This window comes from Actinosynnema sp. NPDC091369 (assembly GCF_044757065.1).
GTDB lineage: Bacteria > Actinomycetota > Actinomycetes > Mycobacteriales > Pseudonocardiaceae > Actinosynnema.
Genome location: NZ_JBIVUG010000028.1, coordinates 11,641 through 29,826, shown reverse-complemented (window position 1 = coordinate 29,826; position 18,186 = coordinate 11,641). Strand labels below are relative to the sequence as shown.

Below are 18,186 nucleotides of genomic sequence, written 5' to 3'. Positions count from 1 at the left end.
AGTGCTTCATCACCATCTGAACGGGACTCCTGTCCACCCGGATCGTCAGGATCCAAGTGTGTCTGGTGTCCAACATCCAGGGTCAAGTCCCCACCGCCCTGTCACCGACCTGCACGGGCTGACCGATGTCCTTCAGCGCTCGAACGGCAGGGACGTCATGCTCGGCCAGCCATTGGGCGATGAGGACTTCGCGGGTGGCGGCGGCGAGCTGTCCGGGGCGGGCTATGCGTGCCACCACGTCGCCGGGCAGCCGGAACAAGGCGTTCTCGCCCAGCCGGATCGGCTCCGCGCCGCTGGAGTCGATCCCGACCTGTGCGCAGGCTTCGGCCAGCACGGCGCGGTGCTCGGCACTCACGTGGCCAGCACCAGGGTCGTGATGCGGTGCCGGAGGGCCTCTACTTCGGGTATCGCGCGGTGCCGCTGACCGTGACGTGCCAGCTCGCGTAGGTCGTCTACGGCGCGGTTGAAGCGGATGGCGCCGGCGGCGTCCAGTGCCGCAGAGCCGATCACCGCGGCTTCGCGCGGGTCACCGGTGGCCATCGTCAGCGAGGCCAGCTTGATCTGCGACATTGTGCGTGACCGGGCGTAGGCGGCGGTGTGTCCGGCGACGGCCGTGGAGAACCGTGCCGTGGCTTCTGCGGGGGAACGGCCCTGGACGGCCAGGTCGAACAAGGCGTGGCCGGTGTCGCCCGCATGTTGCGCGGCATCGTAGTAGCCCATCCACGACGCGTCGTTGGCCGGGTTGCGGTGGGCGAAGTGGTCATCGGCGGTGCCGACCGCGATGAGCGTTTCGCGGATGCGGCCCATCTTCGCCAAGGCTCGGGCGTGGGCGGTGTGCAGCATCGCCCGCTCGGTCGCCGTGAGCCGGTCGGAGCGGACCAAAGCGTGTTCGGTCAACGTCAGGCCCTCGTCGGGCTTGCCGACCCAGATCGCCTGCCGGGCCATCGAGGACAGGATCTTGGCTCGCAGGTGCCAGTCCTGTGCCTCTTCGGCGCAGGCCAAGCCGAACTGGAACACGCGGCGGGCGTCGTCGTGGGCATAGGCGTCGAAGGCCATGAAGGCGCAGGTGTGGGCGAGATAGCCCACGGCGCTGTGGAGAGGGCCGCGCAGTCTGGCCGGGTAGCTGGCTTCCAGCAGGTCGGCGGAGAACCGGAGTTGGGCAAGAACGGCTTCGCGGGCCAGGCCGCCGCCGTAGGTGTGGTCCCACCCGGCGAACACGCGTGCCGCGGTGTGGATCTGCTCGATCTCGGTCTGCCCGATGCGGGCGGGAGCCGCAGTCGGCTGGGTGCCCTCCAGCAGGGCTGCGACCGGGGCGAGCGCGAGGGTGCCGACGCCGAGGGCGGCGGTGCGCAGGAATTGCTTTCGGTCCACGGTCGCCAGCTTTACCACCGTGCGGCGGCGGTTGCTGAAGCCCAGCGCGGCGTCGCTGGAAGCACCAAGGGTGACGCGCAGTGCCTCGCGGTACAGCGCTCCGGGCCAACGGATGTCGCCGCGTTCGAGCTTGCCCAGGTAGTTGGCGTCGAGCTCGACCTTCCGCTCGTAATGACGCCAGATGTAGGCGTTGACCAGGTCGGCAAGCTCTTGCCGGGACAGGCACTCGCCGGGCTGTGTGGGCGAGGCGGTGCGTTCCCGCGCCTGCCGCAGCTGATCGTTTGCCGTGGGCACTGGTCCGGCCTCCCATGGGTGTGACCAGGGCCATCGTGACACGCAACGTGACGAAACGGGTACTGCTCCGCGAATGGGGAGGATTGCCACCCTCCCCGAATCCTCCCCTTGACATCCCCGGTTCCTGGTGTCCGCAGCAATGCGGATCACGGGCACGGTTGGTGGCATGACGGAGACCGCGCTTGAGCAGGGTGGAACGGCGAACACTGCCACAGCCGGCGTCATCCCGCGTGCGTCGCTGGTGGTTCGCGCCTTCAGCAGTCCTCATGAGATCAACGGCCAGCACCCGGTGCTGACCTTGGCGGCAGACCTGGGTACCGAGAATCGGACACGCGCCGACGCCCAACAGATCATCAGCGACCCGCGCGGCGACGACCACGTGGCCGCGGCGGCCCTCCGTGCGATCCACGACCACGATGTCACCCGATCGGTGCTGGTCGAGCGGATCGACGCCTGGGCGTCAAGGTAGTTCGGCGAATCCAGCGCGCGGCTGCTGCACACCGAGAGCCTGGGGCAATTGGTCGACCGCCTGGCCGCGGCGTGGGTCCGGTCCCGGCTGCTGGCCGAGGACGACAACCCGGCCGCGGGTGATCCGGCGAAGCTCGCGCTGCACCGGCTGGGAGAGCTGTGCATCGGCTACGACGACCTGGCGACCGACCTGCTGGGCGGCCGTCGCCGACTGCCGATCTACCAGGCGCTCACCGGCCACGACGTGGCGGCATGAGACGTGGACGGGACATGCGATGTCGTCGCCGTCGTCGTGGCAGTCGACAGCCCCGTCGGCCGCGTCGCGACGGCCATCGACGAACTCACCACCCACCTCCCCTCAACTGGTCAACAGCTCGTCTGCCCGATCTGCTCCGCTCGGTCGTGGCCGTGTCCCTCATTCCACGGCGCGGCGCACCTGGTGATCGCCGCCGGAGTCCGGCTCGCCGACCTGGTGCCGGTCGACCTCCACCCGCGGCTGTGGCCACCAGCCACCACGAAGCAACAGCCCTGGCCCACCGAGGAGGTCTCGAATGGCTGAAGCACCGTTCACGGCCGTGCACAAGGCCGTGTTCGACCACCTCGACTACCTCGACGCCCTGGTCGGTGAGGGCGACCTTCGATGCCGTGCGGCGTTGGCCGACTCCGAGATCGCGCGCCTTACCGCCGCGTGGCGCGCTTTGCTCGACCAGCACGCACTCGACGGGCGCGGCCGTTGTCGGCAGTGCTCCGGCCAGCTCCGTGCACGGAGATCACCGTGCACGGTGTGGACCACCGCCCACCAGCACCTGGTCACCGACGGCCCTCCCACGGCCGCGACCGGTCGGCACGCGGCAGTCGACCGGCGGTCGTCCGTCGCCGTGCTGGGGGCCTCCTGACCGGAGGAACGCGCCGCCCCGACGCGGTGCGTTCCTCCGGTCGCATGACCTCGTCCGCGAGCCGCACTTGCGCAGCAGAACCCTCTGAAAAGGTGACCAGGTGAACACACTGCGAGACCACAACACCGGCCCGTCCACCGACTCCGACAGGGCGACCGAGATCCGCAACGCCCTGACGGACAAGCTCCTCTCGGACGGCATGATCACCTCACCGGTCGTGGAGCGGGCATTCCGCACGGTGCCTCGGCACCTCTTCGTCCCCGAAGGCACGCCCCTGGAGGTGGCCTACAACGCCGCCGACTCGGTGGCTATCAAGACCGACCAGGACGGTGTGATCATCTCCTCGACCAGCGCGCCGTTCATCCAGGCGCGGATGATCGAACAGGCCGGGCTCGGGCCCGACATGAGCGTGTTGGAGATCGGGTCCGGGGGCTACAACGCCGCGCTGCTGGCGGAGGTCGTCGGTCCGCGCGGGCGTGTCGTCAGCGTGGACATCGACCCTGAGGTGACCGACCGGGCCCGCGTCCTGCTGGACGCCACCGGGTACGGCAGCCGGGTCACGGTTGTCCAGGCCGACGCCGAGAACCCTGTGCCCGAACTGCACGAGCCGGTCGACGCGATCCTCGTGACGGTCGGGGCGTGGGACCTCTCGTCGACCTGGCTTGACCAGTTGTCCGAGCACGGCACGATCGTCGTCCCGCTGCGGATGAACGGCATCACCCGCTCGATCGCGTTCCGCCGCGAAGGCGACCACCTGGTCAGCACCTCGGCCGAGGTGTGCGGGTTCGTCCCGATGCAGGGATCGGGCGCGCACGACGAGCGAATCTTCCTGCTCCCCGACGCGCACGGCCACAGCATCAAGCTCCGCTTCGACGGCGACGTGCCGCAGGACATGAGCCTGCTGGACGGTGTCCTGGCCACGGAGCGCACCGAGGTCTGGTCTGGCGTCACGGTCAAGCACGGCGTGTCGTTCGCCGACCTGCACCTGTGGTTCGCCGGCTTCCTGCCCGGCTTCTGCAAGCTGGCCGTGGACGAGGGCACCGACTTGGCCGCCGAGCGCAAGAGCTGGTTCCCGTTCGGCGTCGTGCGCGGCGACTCCTTCGCTTACCTGGCGGTGCGCCCCGCGCTGGACGGTGCCGGAGTCGAGTTCGGGGCGCGGGCCTACGGAGCACACGGCCAGGCCGCCGCCACCGCGATGGTCGAACAGATCCAGGCGTGGGACCGCCAGTCCCGTGACGTGGCACCCACGTTCGCCTACTGGCCGACCGGTAGTGACCGCACCCGGATCGACGAGGGCGCGGCGGTGCTGGGGAAGACACACGGCCTGGTCACGATCTCCTGGCCGCAGGCGGCGAACACCGCAGCCAGCCCGGATGCCCTGCACAACCCCGAAGATGAGGAGTGAACCCGATGTCGCCAACGCTGACCGTCGACAGCCCGGACCTTCAGGATTCCGCCGTCGACGACGCGGAGTTCGAACTCGACATGCGCGTCGTGGAGAGCACCACCCAGCTCGTGATCATGATGTGCGACACGAGCGACGGCTGTGGCAACACCTGCGGCACCAGCGCGTGCAGCACCGGCTCCAACGACCCGTTCTGACCCAGCCCTCTGCCGTCGGCGCCCGAACCCGCGGGCGCCGACGGCGGCGGCCAGCCGACCGGGCGAGGAGAGCCGATCACCATGACCGTGTCCACCCGCTACCGGCACACCGGCCTCGTCCTGGTCCGTGCCACCACAGACCCCGGCGACCTCGACCCTCCGACGCACCTGGACCTGTCCGACCCCGCCGCGGTCGAGCAGGAGGGCCGGGCATGGTTGACGAAGGCGTGGGCGCGCCGAGAGGTACGCGAGGCTCTGCACCTGGCCAGCCCGGTGCTCTGTGCCCGCCTCGACCAACTCCTCGACACGGGTGCCGGGCCACACCCGGTGAAGGAATTGCGCCGCGCCATCGTCTCCGTGGCGTCCTACCTGCTGCGCTGGCAGCGGCGCGCGACCCCGTTCGCGCTGTTCGCCGGAATCACCGCCGCCGCCATCGGACCCGCGAAGGCCGAGGTGGGCGGCGGACACCGGGCCGTGCTACGCGCGGACGCCGAGTGGCTTACAACGCTGATCGACCGGCTCGAACGGCATCCTGGCCTGCGCCCGCGGCTGACGGTCATGGCCGACAACGCGAGGATCGTGCGCGACGGCCGCGTCATCGTGCACCGCCGGGCTGAGGTCGGTGCCTCCACCCCAGGACCGCTCTGGGAGTCCTCGGTACGGCTCAACCGGCCCGTGCAGTTCGCGCTGACCGCAGCAGGCTCGCCGATTCAGTTCGACGCGCTCGCCGCCGAGATGACCGCCCGGTTCCCGTCCGCCTCCCCGGACAAGATCCATGCACTACTGCACGGACTGGTCGACGGCGGCCTGTTGATCACAAGCCTTCGCCCTCCGATGACGACCGTTGACGCCTTGTCCCACCTGGTCCGCGCGCTGCGTGCGGCCGGGGGAGATGATCTGCCCGACGTCGCCGAGCTGTTGCAGGAACTCGACGGAATCAGTACCCGCCTGGCCCATCACAACAGCACCACCGACCGTACGCGGACCATTGAGATCCGGAAGGCCCTCGGCACGCTGATGACCGCCGTAGTCCCGGATGCCGATCATGTCTTCGCCGCTGACGTGCGGCTGGACGCGATGATCACCGTTCCCGAACGGGTGCTGACCGAGGCAACGGTCGCCGCCGGTGTTCTGCTGCGGGTGGGCACTCAGCCGTTCGGTTCGGCGGCCTGGCTGGACTACCACGCCCGGTTCCGTGCTCATTACGGTCCCGGTGCGCTGGTGCCGGTGCGGGAGTTGGTTGCCGACTCTGGGCTCGGCTACCCGGCCGGGTACCTCGGTGCGCCACGCGCCAGGCCCGCTTGGCGGATGCTGACCGAACGTGACGCCGCCCTCATGGCGTTGATTCAGCAGGCCACGGTGGACGGTGCCGAGGAGATCATGCTGACCGACACGGACATCGAGGCGTTGACCGTCGGGGAGCACGCCGACATCATCGCGCCGCAGCGTGTCGAACTCGGTGTCGCGTTGTACGCCGCCTCGGCCCAGGCGATCGACCGAGGTGATTTTCAACTTCGAGTTACCGCCGCACCGCGCATCCCCACCAGCATGGCTGCACGGTTCGCCCACCTGCTCGACGACGCCGACCGCGCACGGCTGGCCGCGACCTACGCCGCAGAACCCGAGAACTCAACGCAGGGCGAGACGGTTGCGGTGCAGTTGTCGTTTCCGCCACGCCGCCCGCACAACGAGAACGTGGTGCGCGTCCAGCCGCTGCTCTCGGACGTTCTACCACTCTCGGAACATCCCGACCCGGCGCACCCGAATCTCGGCGTGATCAGCGTGGACGACCTGGCGGTCACGGCTGACGCCGACCAGATGTACCTGGTCCAGCGTTCCACCGGGCGACGGGTGATCCCCCGGATTCCGCACGCCCTGGACACCGCCGTCCAGACTCCGCCGCTGGCCCGGTTCCTCGCCGAGGTCGCCGACGCGCGCAACGCGGTATTCCGAGGATTCGATCTGGGCGCCGCCCGCACTCTGCCCTACGTGCCCCGCATCCGGTATCGGCACACGGTGCTCTCCGCTGCCCGCTGGATCCTCAGCGATTCAGACTTGTCCGGCTGGCAGAAGGACTCGCTGCGTTCCTGGCGGCAGCGGTGGCGGGTACCGGCACGGGTCGTGCTGTGCCACGGCGAACTGCGCCTGCCGCTCGACCTCGATCAGGAGTTGGACCGCGCCTTACTTCGGGCTCAGGTGGAGCGGGCCGAGCGGATCGAGCTGCAAGAAGACTGCCCATCCGACGGCCACGGCTGGATCGGACGTCCGGCGGAGTTGCTGATCCCGATGACCGCGACCACCCCGTCCTCAAGGCCGCTTCCGGCAACTGCGGCCCCCGGTGAGGTCCTTCGACCGGGTGGCTCCGCCATCGTGCACGCGCAGTTGGTGGGCAACCCCGCGCGGTTCGACGGGATCCTCACCGGCCACCTGCCCGCATTCGTCGACAGCCTCGACGGTCTGGTCGGGCCGTGGTGGGTACGACGGCACCGCGACATGATCCCACCCGAATCCGATCAGCACCTGGCCGTGTTGCTGCGCCTGACCAACCCCGAACAGTACGGGCTGGTCGCCGCTAGGGTGGCCGCCTTTGCGGCCGACCTGCACGCGCGGGGTCTTCCGAGCCAGCTCACCCTCGCCTCCCGCCCGCAGCATCTCGCTCGCTACGGCGAAGGCCGGCGCTGGCCGCCGCCGAGGACATGTTCACCGCCGACACCGCGGCCGCCATCGCACAGATCACGACCGCCCAGGCATCCGGGATTCCCGCCCAGGCACTGGCCGCCGCGTCGATGGCACACCTGGCCGCGTCCTTCGCCCCCGATCCGCAGGCCGGGTACCGGGCGCTCGTTGGATGCCTGCGCAGGGAACACGGGCCGCTGGACCGGACACTGCGCGATCACGCGCTCGATCTGGCCGACCCTGACGACGGGTACCGAGCCGTCCGCGCCCTGCCGGGCGGCGAGGCGGTCGCTGCGGCCTGGACTGCCCGCGACACCGCGCTGACCACCTACCACCACGCCCTCACGCAGCAACAACGCGATCCGGGCACCGTGCTGCGCACACTGCTGCACGAGCACCACGTCCGTGCAGTCGGCGTCGATCCGACGTTCGAGAAGGAGACCGGCCGACTCGCCCGCGCCGCCGCGCTGCGCCGCCTCGCCCTGGCCGGTGCCCGATGAACCCCGACCCCGGCGCGGTCACGCTCACCGCCGACGAAGCGGCCGGTCAATCCCTGGCCCGAGGCGCGGCCGGGACGGCGCTGCTGCACATAGAGCGAGCCTGGACCGGCTCCGGAAGCTGGGAAACCGCCCGGTCCCACATCCGGCAGGCGACGGGCGGGCCGATCGACGCCGCCGAACACGCCGGCCTGTACTACGGGGCACCGGCGATCGCGTTCATGCTGCACACCGCCTCCGATAGGCATCCTCGCTGCCGCGCGGCCTGCGAGGCGCTGGACGAGCACGTGCTGCGCCTGGCTCATCGGCGTCTGGCGACCGCTGCGGGCAGGATCGAGCGCGGCGAGGCCACCACGTTCGCCGAGTTCGACCTCTTCTACGGGCTGACCGGAATCGGTGCGTTGCTGGTGCGCCACAACCCCGGACGCGACGTCCTCGCCGGGATCCTGCGGTATGTAGTCGCACTGACCGGGCCGCGTCACCAAGACGGCGTCGCACTGCCGGGGTGGTGGGTGGCCCATGACCCGGACGAGATCCTGCCGACCCCCGGCGGGCACGCGAACTTCGGGATGGCGCACGGCGCGGCCGGGCTGCTCGCCCTGCTCGCCCTCGCCACCACCCACGGCTGCGTGGTCGACGGCCAACACGAGGCGATCGCCGTCCTGAACGACTGGTTCGACCAGTGGCAGCAGGACTCGGCGGACGGACCGTGGTGGCCGCAGTGGATCACCCGCGAGGAACTGCGTACCGGCCAGCCCACCCAATCCGCACCAGGCCGATCGTCTTGGTGCTACGGCACGGTCGGCATCGCCCGCGCTCAACAACTCGCCGCCATCGCCACCGACGACCCGCGACGCCAGGAAGCCGCCGAGGACGCCTTATCCGCGAGTCTGACCGATACGCAGCTCGACCGCATCACCGAGCCAGGGCTGTGCCATGGCATCGCCGGGGTCTATCAGACCGCCTACCGGGCCGCCCGTGACGCGCGGAACCCCGCCATCGGCCAACGCCTCTCCGCACTGGCCACCAGGCTCGCCCGGCACGCCCGAACGCTCGGCGATCAGGCGGACGAGGGCGCGCTCCTGACCGGAGGCGCCGGAGTGGGACTGGCGCTGGAAACCACCCAACACGCCGAGCCACCGCACACGGGATGGGACTCATGTCTGCTGATCACCTGACCGCAACGTCCCCGCACGAACTCGCCGCCAGTGTGCTCGCCGTGCTCGCGGGCACGGACCTGAAGACCGTTGCGGCGAACAGCGGCCTGGACCACGCCGACCTCGACGAAGCCGTGTACGTCTACCAGGCGGCGGGTCTCGCGGCGCTGGAACGACATGCAGAACACGACTGGTACCAGGTGCGCGTCGAGTTCCCCGACTGGTCCACCGCCGAGGCCGTGGGCGCGGCGCAACTCGGGCCGCTCCTGGATCACCTCCAAGCCGCTGGGGCGGTCGGTGGGTGGTGGTTCCTGCGCAAACATCCCTGCTGGCGGCTGCGCCTGCACGGTGCGGACACCGCGGCTGTCGACCACGTGCTCGACGAGCTGACCGCGGCCGGGGTCATCGTGCGGTGGTGGCCGACGGTGTACGAGCCGGAGACCGCCGCCTTCGGCGGCCTCGTCGGGATGGACGCCGCCCACGACCTGTTCTGCGCCGACACGCGCGGCGTGCTCGACTACCTGCGCCACGAGGCCCCCGGCTTCGGCCGCCGCGAACTGTCGATCCTGCTGCTCAGCGGTCTCCTGCGCGCCGCCGGCCTTGACGTGTTCGAGTGCGGCGACGTCTTCGACAGGTTCGCCCGGCTCCGACCCGCACCCGCCGATGCGGACGCCGCACGGATCGAGCAACTGGCCGCCCATGTGCGCGTCCTGCTGTCGATCCCCGACCTGCCGACCAGCGAGCTGTTCACCTCCGGTGGAGCGGTCGAGCACGCGGCGCCCTGGCTCACCGCGTGCCAGAATGCCGGCCGCCGGCTCGGCGACGCCGCCGCACGAGGACGCCTGGACCGCGGAGTCCGCGCGATCCTCACCCACGTGCTGATCTTCCACTGGAACCGGTTCGGTCTGTCGGCCGCCAGCCAGGGCATCCTCGCCCGTGCGGCGACTGCGGCCCTCCTGCCCCGGAGCTGACCTATGGACCCCACGACGCTCGCCGCCGCCCGCCGCTTCCCGCTCCTCGGCAGGCCCCGCCCTGCCTGCCCCTCGCTCGCGGACCGAGTCCAGGAGATCGTCGATATCGCCCACGCAGCAGGACAACAGGGCACTGACAGCCTGGCCGAAGGGGCGCACGCCCTGAACAAGGCCGCGTTGATCGCGAGCGACTGCGGCGTGCCGAGCCTGGCCCGCGACCTGTGCTGGCGGCACATCGACATCTACCGTGCCGCCGACCGCCCGCTCACCGTGCTCCAGGCCAGGTACATGCTCGAACCCGTCCTCAACCTCGCCCGACTCCAGATCCGCGCCAGCGACGGAGAACAGGCGCTGCACCTGCTGACGGCGATGTACCGCGCCGTCATGTCCAATGCAGACTTGGACGTCGACGGGCAGACCTTGCCGCTGACCGACCTCATCGGCACCCGCCAGGAGCACCACAAGCTGCGTGAATGGGTGTGGCTGCACCTCGTCGGGGACGGAATCCGCGCGCTGACCCTCGCCGGACGGTGGGACGACGCAGTCGCCCACGCGCAAACCCACCGAGGAATCGGGTTGCACCTCATGGAGGGGCGGCAGGCCACGATCGTGACCCACTGCCTAAACGGAGCAGTTACGGCGGCCCACGCGGCGCTGGCGGAAAGCACGCCCGTACAACCATGGGAACTCCAGGTCGCCTCCTGCCTGAAGGTGATGTGCACCTAGGCGGCCGGTGTGTCCGCACGCCGGGACGTCTACACGATGATCGGGCACTTCGTCGGGCAAGAGCCAATGCCCGGCTACGCGGCCTTCCGCGCCCAGCTCGGACTGACCGTGACCACACTCGCCGGCGCCACCGATCCCGAGGCGGCCGACGCCGTCCTTGCCCAGGTGGCCAACGAAGTGATCAAGGCCTGCGACGGATACGCCGCCCGAGACGTGCTCCGACACCGCGACACACAAGCGAACTTGACCAATGAGCAACGCGAAGCGCTCTCTGATCTGTTGGTCTCCTCCGGCCTGGGGGCAGGAACGCTGCCAGAGCCCCTGCTGAGGTCGCTGCTCGACTCGACGCATACCGCGGCCGAGGTCGTGGCCACGTCGCTACCGCAGCAGGAGCATCCCGCCATGCGAGCGTGATCGACGCTGCGGTATCGAACATAAGCCCATCCGAACCCGCCGCCTGCCGTAACAGCGCTCACCGGGCCGTAGAGCCGGAACCGGGCCAGGACAGTGAGCCTTTTTCATCGTGGTCGACGACGGGTTTCGACATGGTGTAGGACGAGGATGGCCGCGATGATCGCGGTGGCTCGGCGTGGACAGCAGCGCAGCTTGGCCAGGATCTTCCAGCCCTTGAGCAGCGATACGGCGCGTTCGCCCAGGGCACGGATGCGGGCGTGGGCCCGGTTGACCGCCTTCTGTCCGCGTGACAGCCGCGGCCGGGTGGCATGGCGCTTGAACGGGGTGTGCACCGTGCCGCCCGCGCCTTGATATGCCTTGTCGGCGAAGGCGGTGACGTCGTTGGTGGTCAGCATGTCGATCAGGCCGTGGGTGCGGGCCGCGGTCAGGTCGTGGACGGAACCCGGCAGGGCCGGCGAGGCCCACACCAACCGCCCCGCCGGGTCGGCGAGAATCTGCACGTTGACGCCGTGGCGTCGGTGTTTGCCGGAGAAGTGCGGCTTCTGGTCGGCGACGCGATCGATGGGAACGAGGGTGCCGTCGAGGATCGCGTAGGCCGGTCGGGCGGCCCGTTCACCGGCGGCGTGGAGGTCGTCGGCCAAACCGGCGAGCAGGTCGACCGCTTCGCGGACGTAGCGCCAGGCGGTGCTGTGGGAGACGCCGAACCCGACGGCGAGGCGGGCGTGGGTGTCGCCGTTGCGCAGGTGGGCAAGTACGAGCAGCGCCTGACGACCGGGTTCCAGTCGACGCCATCGGGACCGACGCCGCGTCCGTTCCGCGCGGATGAGTTCGGCCAGGTGGACAAGGGTGCGGTTGGACAGCGGAATCGAGGCAGGGTAAGACAGCACGGCGAGGCTCCCGGTTGGGGCATCGGATCTTGGTCGACTGCTGTCTTACCGGGAGCCTCGCCCACCGCGCCCCATCACCCAGCCCACGCCGTGACCTGCACCGTCACGATGAAAATGGCTCAGTGCAGCGCAGAGTTTGACACCCCGCACCGTGCAGTGCCACGGCTTCTACGGCATCGCCTGTGCGACGAGCGGGCCAGCTCGACGGCGTCCCTGTGGAACAGCTCGGGTACTTCGACTTGCCTGACATGGAGACGTCCTTCCCCCAGAGCGCTGTCTGGGATCAGGATGTCCGGCTCAAGGGGACAACCTCACCTGTCACATCGGTCAGCATGGACACCATGCCTTTGTAGCTGGTTAGCAGCTTGGGTAGAAGCAATCCTCCGATTTCATGATCCTTTCGGCGGTGTGCGCATGTGACCTGCACGTGGCACGCAGCCGCAGTTCGGAGCACCGCTGCAGTGGTCGCACCAGCAGCAGCGGAAGCGGGGAACGTGCTGTTCGTTCGATGCGGTGCACGGCTCGGACAACAGGTCGGCGCCGGCTGTCATGTCGAGGCGGTCACCGTCGCTCGGGTCGACGACGGCGTTACGCGGCCAGAGGAAGGGGTACCGCTGACCGCAGTGACCACAGAGGTTCAGTCCCCACGACGTAGAACACGAATTGCAGCGGCAGAGGAACGTGTCGCGGTCGCGCGGCACGATCTTGGCGCGGCCGTTGGGACACAACGGGCAGGTGTCGAGTATGGCTAGCCGGCGATCGACTTCCGCGAGTTGGCTGGCGAGATGGGAGGGCTCGTTCGTGTTGCGCATTCGGGGCGGACCGGTGGTGTCCGCGGACGCAACCGCGACGGACTCTGCGCTGTCTGGCCTCCGCAGGACCTCCACCGTTCCTCGCGCACCAATCCGGTACCAGTCCGAGTCGGGGAGCTTGGCGCGCACGGACATCGTCACGGGGTAGCTGGAGACGTAGCGGATACCTTGGAGCGGCCAGCGGAGCGCGCGGGCCAAGCGTTCCTCGCCTTCGATTTCCACAGGGCTGATCGGCACGATCCCACCCTGCGACGAGTGCAGGACGGCTCGAACCTCCGGGGACAGCTGAAAGCGTTCGGAACGGACTCCGGGGTAGACGGTGATCACATTCTCCGCGTCGTGGACCTGGCCGATCCACCGTTGACGTGTGCTCTCGGGAACCGGTGCCGTGAGGTCGTGGCTGAGGGGGATCACCTTCGTCAACGCATGGTCCCGGGAGGAAATCGTCATCACACCTGTGCGGTCGATCGTGCAGGCGATCATTTCATCGTTACGGCTCAGGCGGATCAACACGCCGGGACGTGGCAAGGGTGCGTCCTCTTCAACGGTGTAGCCCAGGATGATCAGCGACCGGATGGTCAGGAGCGCGACGTAGGTGTTGTAGGCACTGAAGAAGCCCGCATCAGCCTCACGGCGGCGCTCCGCCACGATCGATTCGTGCACTGCCCACGTTTCCCACAGCTCGCCGACCTTGCGGTAGCGGCGTTCGTTGACGAACAGGTTCGTACGGGCGAGGCGCAGGGGTAGGCGGACTCGTCGGTTCGCCCTGCGCATCACCGGGGAACCGAACAGGATCCGGAGGCGGGTCCGCCGCTTGGCGAGCGCCTCGGCGCTCTCGCGGATGACGGCAGCGGACGCGTCGCGGTCCTCCACGGCTGCCGCGATTAGCCGTGCTGTGCGTTCGTGCTTGCGCCATGACTGCCTCTTGCTGAGCGCTCGGTCGTACTCCTCGAGATCGGCCACACCCGCAGCCAGGAGAGCCAGCTCGCGCAGCCGTTTGCGCATGTGCTCGTCGAGCCGGTCGACCAGTTGGGCTGCCACGCGGTTCTCGTAGAAGTCGAGGTCATCGACGTACCGCGCGGACAGCACCCGCAACGGCTGCAACTCGCCGTGCTCGATCCCACCCCAGTCCTCCGAGTGGCTCGCCAATCGTGCGAGTCCGGCAGGCGGCACACGACGAGCCAGACCCGTGCGAACCAGCACGGTTTCGTGATCCAGTCGTTCCTCCGGACGTCGGCAGACATCGGTCAACACGCCGATCCTCTCCGTCACGGCGATGTCGAGGGTGGTCAACGCGGCCCTTGTCGACGTGTCCGGCACGAACACGTTGGCGCTCAGCCACTTCTCGGACGAGGCACCGTGCGTCAGCCCACCGATAATGTCGATCACCACCGCCATGACGAGGGGATCGGGGCGACCCTCCTGGTCACCGGGCACGGGCTGGTCGCCTCCATCGTGCGAGACGACGTACCTGCCGAGCAGCGGGTGCTCGTGAACCCGGTCGAGTTGGCCAGTCAACCGGTCGTGCGCTTCCAGCACCGTCATCCCTCCCGCCGCCGGCGCTCCTCTTCGAACACGCGGGTGCTCCGAACCGGTTGGCCCAACATGCTGTGTGCTTCCCAGTGCAGCAGAACGGTCTCGCGAAGCGCCTCGATGCGTTCTGACGTCACGTCGAACCTGCCTCTGATCGCGCGGAGCACCTTGTATGCGAGGAAGTGGTCGGCTGCTAGGGCCAAGCCGTCCTGGTCCGCGTCGCCGTAGTCGAAGGACTCCCTGGGGCGGTTCCCCTCCCACGCCGCGACTACAACCGGTACGAACTTCCGCAGTTGTTCCTCGACGCGAGGGCTCATCTGGACGCGTCCTTGTTCCCAAAGGTCGTCCGACAGATCCTCGATCAACTTCCGGACGCTCTTGACAGCGCTCTGGTGCTTGTCCTGCGCTTCGGTGAACGCGTCGCGCAGCGAGTCGAACGAGTAAGGCTGGACGCTGCCGCTGTGCCGCGGTACCCAGGGGCGGTGTGAAGGGAGCTCCATCAGATGAGCGCGATTGTAGGTCTTGTCGGCGAACTCGAGGGTGGACTCGTCCTGGTTCGCCGTACCGATGAACCACACGTTGTCCGGCAGATGCAGCGCGATGCCGTTCTCGAACAGAGCGGGCGGCCGTCCGGCGCTTGAACTCACCAATTGAATGGGCTTGCCGTCGTTGTTCTCCAGCTTCGACAGCATCAGCGAGAAGTACTGCTCAGGCCGGGAGAGGTTCATCTCGTCCAGGACGATGAAGAACGGTCGATTCCGGTAGCGAGGCGTCGTCGCCCGGTACAGCGCTTGGAGGAAATCGCTCTCTTCGAACCTGTGCTCGAACGTGTTGTGGTGGCCGAACAGGTCCGTCCGGTCCCTCCAACCCGCCTGGACCTCGACGACCGCGCAATCGGTGTGCAGGGCTGCGGCGAATGCCTTGGGCAGGGACGTCTTACCGATCCCGCTCATGCCCTCCAGCAAGTGAAGGCGCGCCATCGCCAGTCCACCGAGGAATACAGCGATGTCGTTGATGCGGTAAGCGCGCTCGCTCTCCCGGAACATCGTCGACTGAAGGGATCGGGCGAACGCAGACAGGTCGACCGCTTCGTCGAGCACCGTGCCGGGATCGTTCAGCATCGCATCGTCGTCCATGGCCACGCACTGCGGGAACAGCGGCGTACGCGGGTCGGGTCGGTCCTGGTAGATGCTCTCGATGGTGCCCTGAAGTTCCGTGATGCGAGCCTGGTACCCGCGGGACAGGACCTCGTAATGGCGCTCGGCTTCTTCGAGCTGTCGCACCTTGAGGTTGTTGATGCTGTTGGCCAGTACGTTCCCCTTGAGCTGTTGCAATTCGTAGGACAGGCGCTCACGCTCCGAGTTCAGCTCGCGATTGCGCTCCTCCAGCAGCCGCAGCCGTGCCAGATCGTCGTCGTCCAGCCGTGCGGCGAGTTGGTCGCGCAGTTCGGCGTTGGCCGCACGCAGGCGGTCCAGTTCGTCCAGCAGGTGAGCAGGGTCAGTGCTCCCGAGTTTGAGCAGGCTCTTTTCGAGGTCGCCTAGCCGTTCGGTGAGGTCCGCGTTCAGCTGCTCCGCCGCTTCCGCCCGCACGGCGGTCAGGTGCTTCTCGCGTTCGGCTTCGGCTACCGCCGCAGCCGCAAGCGCCTGGACCTCCGCTTCCAGTTCCATCTCACGTTTGCCGACAGCGATCTCCCGCCCGAGGACAGCGCCCCGTTCGAACTCGATCTGATCTCGGCGTTTCGTCAGCTTGGCTTCCTCGCTCTTCAAGTGGTCCCGAGCACGTTCGATTTCCGCCAGCATGCTGTTCCGCTGTTCCTCCAGCAGAGCCTCATGCTCCTGTACCCGCTCGACAGCCCTGGAGCGCTCTCCGGCCAACTCCGCGTCAAACCTCGCACGCCGTTCGGCCAACTCCTCGCCCAGGGCCGCTTGTGCCGCTTCGGCAGCGGAGCGGAAATCCGCGTTCGCTTCCTCTTCGAGTTGGCGAACGTGCGCCTCGCGTTCGCGCAGGTCGTCGACCTTCTCGACAGCCTGGTCGCGCAGTCTCTCCGCCTCTGCGAGGGCCTGCGCCGTGTTCTCCCGGTCAGCCTCGATGGACAGCTCCCGCTCGATCAGCTGCTCCTTGAGCTGATCGGCTGTACGCGCGCGCTCGTCGGCAGCTGCTGCGGCCAGCTCGTAGAACTTGCGCCGGTCCTCCAAGACGTCGAATGCCCGTAGCAACGATCCATCGGGATTGCTCTCCGACCACGTTGGTGGGGGCAGTGCTTCTACCTGCGCCACTTCGACGAGCCTGGTGTCCTGCTCGCTCGTCAACGTGCGGATCATCTTCACGTCCGCGGCGTTGGCGGCAGCTGAGTTGGGTGGCATCGAGCCCCGGCGGGACTGGGAGGCGGCGTGGTTCGCGCGTTTGCGCGCGTTGTTCTTGCTCTTGCTACGGGACAACGATCGATTCCTTGTCGGTGGTGGTGTGGAGAGGCAAGCCCAGGAACGCCGTGACGGTGTCCTGCGTCAACCGCCAAGCGGATTCCGCGAATTCCTGGTTGAGCCTGGTCGGGCCGCTGTGAGCGCTGTCGTTGCGATCACGGGACAACGCAGTCAGCTCGGACAGCAGGCGTGGGTGTGCGCGAGCCAGTCTGCGGAACGGGTGGTCGGCGCCGCCGTGGACAGCGGACAGCAGGCAGAGAGCGAGGAGCACGGGTGTGTTGACGTGTTGTGGTCGTGCCATGTTCTTGCGAAGGCTGGATCGCTCAGCCTTGCGGATCGGCGCTTGCTCGGAGAACGGCATCCCGAGCTTCCGACAGCAATTCCCGAGGTAGCCCGTTAGCGGGTCGCTCTGGTGATCCAGAGCTGAGGGCGGTACGGGGTACCGGAGCACGACCTCCCGCAGGACGAACTCATGAACCTGCCAGGCTCGATGCACCACCGAGCTGACTTCAGTCTGGTGGTCTCCCTGAAGCCTGGTGCGCAGCACGTCGCGCTCCAGGAGGCTGAGCAACTCAACCAGCACGCGGTGCTCGCGGACGCGGATCGTGAAACGCGCTTCGAGCGTCTCGCCGAACTGCCTTCGTAGCTCCACATCCATGCGGTCGTAGTCCTGCAACAGCGAGTCGCTCTGCCGGCCGACGAAATTCTCGATCCGCTGTCGCAGCGGCTCGGAGTGCTGCGCTCTCGTCGCGATCAATCGCCGCAGGTAGTTGCTCGACTGACCAGTCATGGTGTTGTAGGCCGACCAGCTGACGGTTTCGACGTTGTCGTCCCGGCGCTTGTCGAGACGTATGACCAGCGGAACGTAGGTGGGATCGCCGCTGCCGACCACGGACACCCGCGACACGATGCGGTCCGGCACCGCCGCTGTCCGCCGCCGGCGCCCGCGGTCCCGCCGGGAGTTGGTGCTCTTGGCAACGGTCTCCAGGATCTGTTCTGCCCCAGGTGGCTCGACGTCGCGGATGCTGTCGAGGTCGACAGAGAACGCGTTCTTGGTCAACGGAGAACCGGTCGTGCGGAGGTTGAGCCGGACGTTCCTGCTGTCCAACCACGTTGATCTCACCCATGCCGGAGCTGCCGTGGCGATGGGCAAGAGGCTCCCGGTGAACAGGTCTTGGAATACGTAGGTGACCACGTTGGAGGTCGGATCGACGAAACCGTCCCGCAGTGCGGCTCGTCCGGGCTCGGTCACCGCGCCGTACTGGTCGAGGTACCGGTACGCCTTGAGGTCTGACACGACCAGTTCGATGAGTTCGGGCTCCAACTTCAGCAGCCGGGCGACGTCAGCGGTTTCGCGCAGCCCCGAACGAGCTAGGCCGAGCACGGCCGACTGGAACACGTTCAACCCCGACTCGCGCATCATCGGTGAGACAACCCGGTAGCGGAGCGTTGGCCAGAGAAA

At 68.2% G+C, this 18,186-nt stretch carries 16 protein-coding genes and 1 pseudogene; 11 read left to right on the top strand and 6 right to left on the bottom strand.

Annotation, left to right across the window (positions count from 1 at the left end; all coding sequences use genetic code 11):
* Nucleotides 1-82: 82 nt before the first annotated feature.
* A complete protein-coding gene (locus ACIQMJ_RS40585) occupies nt 83-355 on the bottom strand; it encodes a hypothetical protein (RefSeq protein WP_499766342.1) in 273 nt (90 codons plus the stop codon).
* Nucleotides 352-1,665, bottom strand: coding sequence for an NsdA family TPR-like regulatory protein (locus ACIQMJ_RS40580; protein ID WP_499766341.1), 1,314 nt, complete (start codon nt 1,663-1,665; stop codon nt 352-354). Before ACIQMJ_RS40580 ends, ACIQMJ_RS40585 begins: the two co-directional genes overlap by 4 nt.
* Before the next feature lie 166 nt (nt 1,666-1,831).
* Here ACIQMJ_RS40580 and ACIQMJ_RS40575 point away from each other — a divergent pair, with 166 nt between their 5' ends.
* The 11 genes and pseudogenes from ACIQMJ_RS40575 (at nt 1,832) to ACIQMJ_RS40525 (ending at nt 11,072) form a co-directional block, all read left to right on the top strand.
* Nucleotides 1,832-2,134, top strand: a complete 303-nt coding sequence (locus ACIQMJ_RS40575; protein ID WP_499766340.1) for a hypothetical protein — start codon at nt 1,832-1,834, stop codon at nt 2,132-2,134.
* A gap of 48 nt (nt 2,135-2,182) precedes the next feature.
* Nucleotides 2,183-2,389: a hypothetical protein gene (locus tag ACIQMJ_RS40570; protein ID WP_499766339.1), complete on the top strand. Its 207-nt coding sequence runs from the start codon at nt 2,183-2,185 to the stop codon at nt 2,387-2,389.
* 295 nt (nt 2,390-2,684) lie between these two features.
* Nucleotides 2,685-3,029: a hypothetical protein gene (locus tag ACIQMJ_RS40565; protein ID WP_499766338.1), complete on the top strand. Its 345-nt coding sequence runs from the start codon at nt 2,685-2,687 to the stop codon at nt 3,027-3,029.
* Nucleotides 3,030-3,129: 100 nt separating this feature from the next.
* The gene (fxlM, locus tag ACIQMJ_RS40560; RefSeq protein WP_499766337.1) at nt 3,130-4,434 is read left to right on the top strand and encodes a methyltransferase, FxLD system; all 1,305 of its coding nucleotides are present in this window, start codon (nt 3,130-3,132) and stop codon (nt 4,432-4,434) included.
* 5 nt (nt 4,435-4,439) lie between these two features.
* Nucleotides 4,440-4,631, top strand: a complete 192-nt coding sequence (locus ACIQMJ_RS40555) for an FxLD family lanthipeptide (protein ID WP_499766336.1) — start codon at nt 4,440-4,442, stop codon at nt 4,629-4,631.
* An 81-nt stretch (nt 4,632-4,712) separates the two neighbouring features.
* Nucleotides 4,713-6,806: pseudogene (locus ACIQMJ_RS40550) on the top strand (lantibiotic dehydratase family protein); the annotation flags it as partial.
* Nucleotides 6,807-7,327: 521 nt separating this feature from the next.
* Nucleotides 7,328-7,807, top strand: a complete 480-nt coding sequence (locus tag ACIQMJ_RS40545; protein ID WP_499766335.1) for a thiopeptide-type bacteriocin biosynthesis protein — start codon at nt 7,328-7,330, stop codon at nt 7,805-7,807.
* A complete protein-coding gene (locus ACIQMJ_RS40540) occupies nt 7,804-8,982 on the top strand; it encodes a lanthionine synthetase C family protein (protein ID WP_499766334.1) in 1,179 nt (392 codons plus the stop codon). Before ACIQMJ_RS40545 ends, ACIQMJ_RS40540 begins: the two co-directional genes overlap by 4 nt.
* Nucleotides 8,964-9,932 (top strand): thiopeptide-type bacteriocin biosynthesis protein, encoded by a 969-nt coding sequence (locus ACIQMJ_RS40535; RefSeq protein WP_499766333.1) that lies wholly within the window; start codon nt 8,964-8,966, stop codon nt 9,930-9,932. Before ACIQMJ_RS40540 ends, ACIQMJ_RS40535 begins: the two co-directional genes overlap by 19 nt.
* A gap of 3 nt (nt 9,933-9,935) precedes the next feature.
* Nucleotides 9,936-10,658: a hypothetical protein gene (locus ACIQMJ_RS40530; RefSeq protein ID WP_499766332.1), complete on the top strand. Its 723-nt coding sequence runs from the start codon at nt 9,936-9,938 to the stop codon at nt 10,656-10,658.
* A gap of 36 nt (nt 10,659-10,694) precedes the next feature.
* Nucleotides 10,695-11,072: a hypothetical protein gene (locus ACIQMJ_RS40525; protein WP_499766331.1), complete on the top strand. Its 378-nt coding sequence runs from the start codon at nt 10,695-10,697 to the stop codon at nt 11,070-11,072.
* Between the two features lie 104 nt (nt 11,073-11,176).
* On the opposite strand, the gene ACIQMJ_RS40520 is transcribed toward ACIQMJ_RS40525, so the two are convergent.
* From ACIQMJ_RS40520 to ACIQMJ_RS40505, 4 genes are all read right to left on the bottom strand, one after another.
* Complete coding sequence (locus ACIQMJ_RS40520; RefSeq protein ID WP_499766330.1) at nt 11,177-11,959, bottom strand: transposase family protein; 783 nt, start codon at nt 11,957-11,959, stop codon at nt 11,177-11,179.
* Between the two features lie 389 nt (nt 11,960-12,348).
* Complete coding sequence (locus ACIQMJ_RS40515; RefSeq protein ID WP_499766329.1) at nt 12,349-14,316, bottom strand: hypothetical protein; 1,968 nt, start codon at nt 14,314-14,316, stop codon at nt 12,349-12,351.
* The gene (locus ACIQMJ_RS40510) at nt 14,313-16,742 is read right to left on the bottom strand and encodes an AAA family ATPase (RefSeq protein ID WP_499766328.1); all 2,430 of its coding nucleotides are present in this window, start codon (nt 16,740-16,742) and stop codon (nt 14,313-14,315) included. Before ACIQMJ_RS40510 ends, ACIQMJ_RS40515 begins: the two co-directional genes overlap by 4 nt.
* The gene (locus tag ACIQMJ_RS40505) at nt 16,732-18,129 is read right to left on the bottom strand and encodes a hypothetical protein (protein WP_499766327.1); all 1,398 of its coding nucleotides are present in this window, start codon (nt 18,127-18,129) and stop codon (nt 16,732-16,734) included. Before ACIQMJ_RS40505 ends, ACIQMJ_RS40510 begins: the two co-directional genes overlap by 11 nt.
* Between the last annotated feature and the right edge of the window lie 57 nt (nt 18,130-18,186).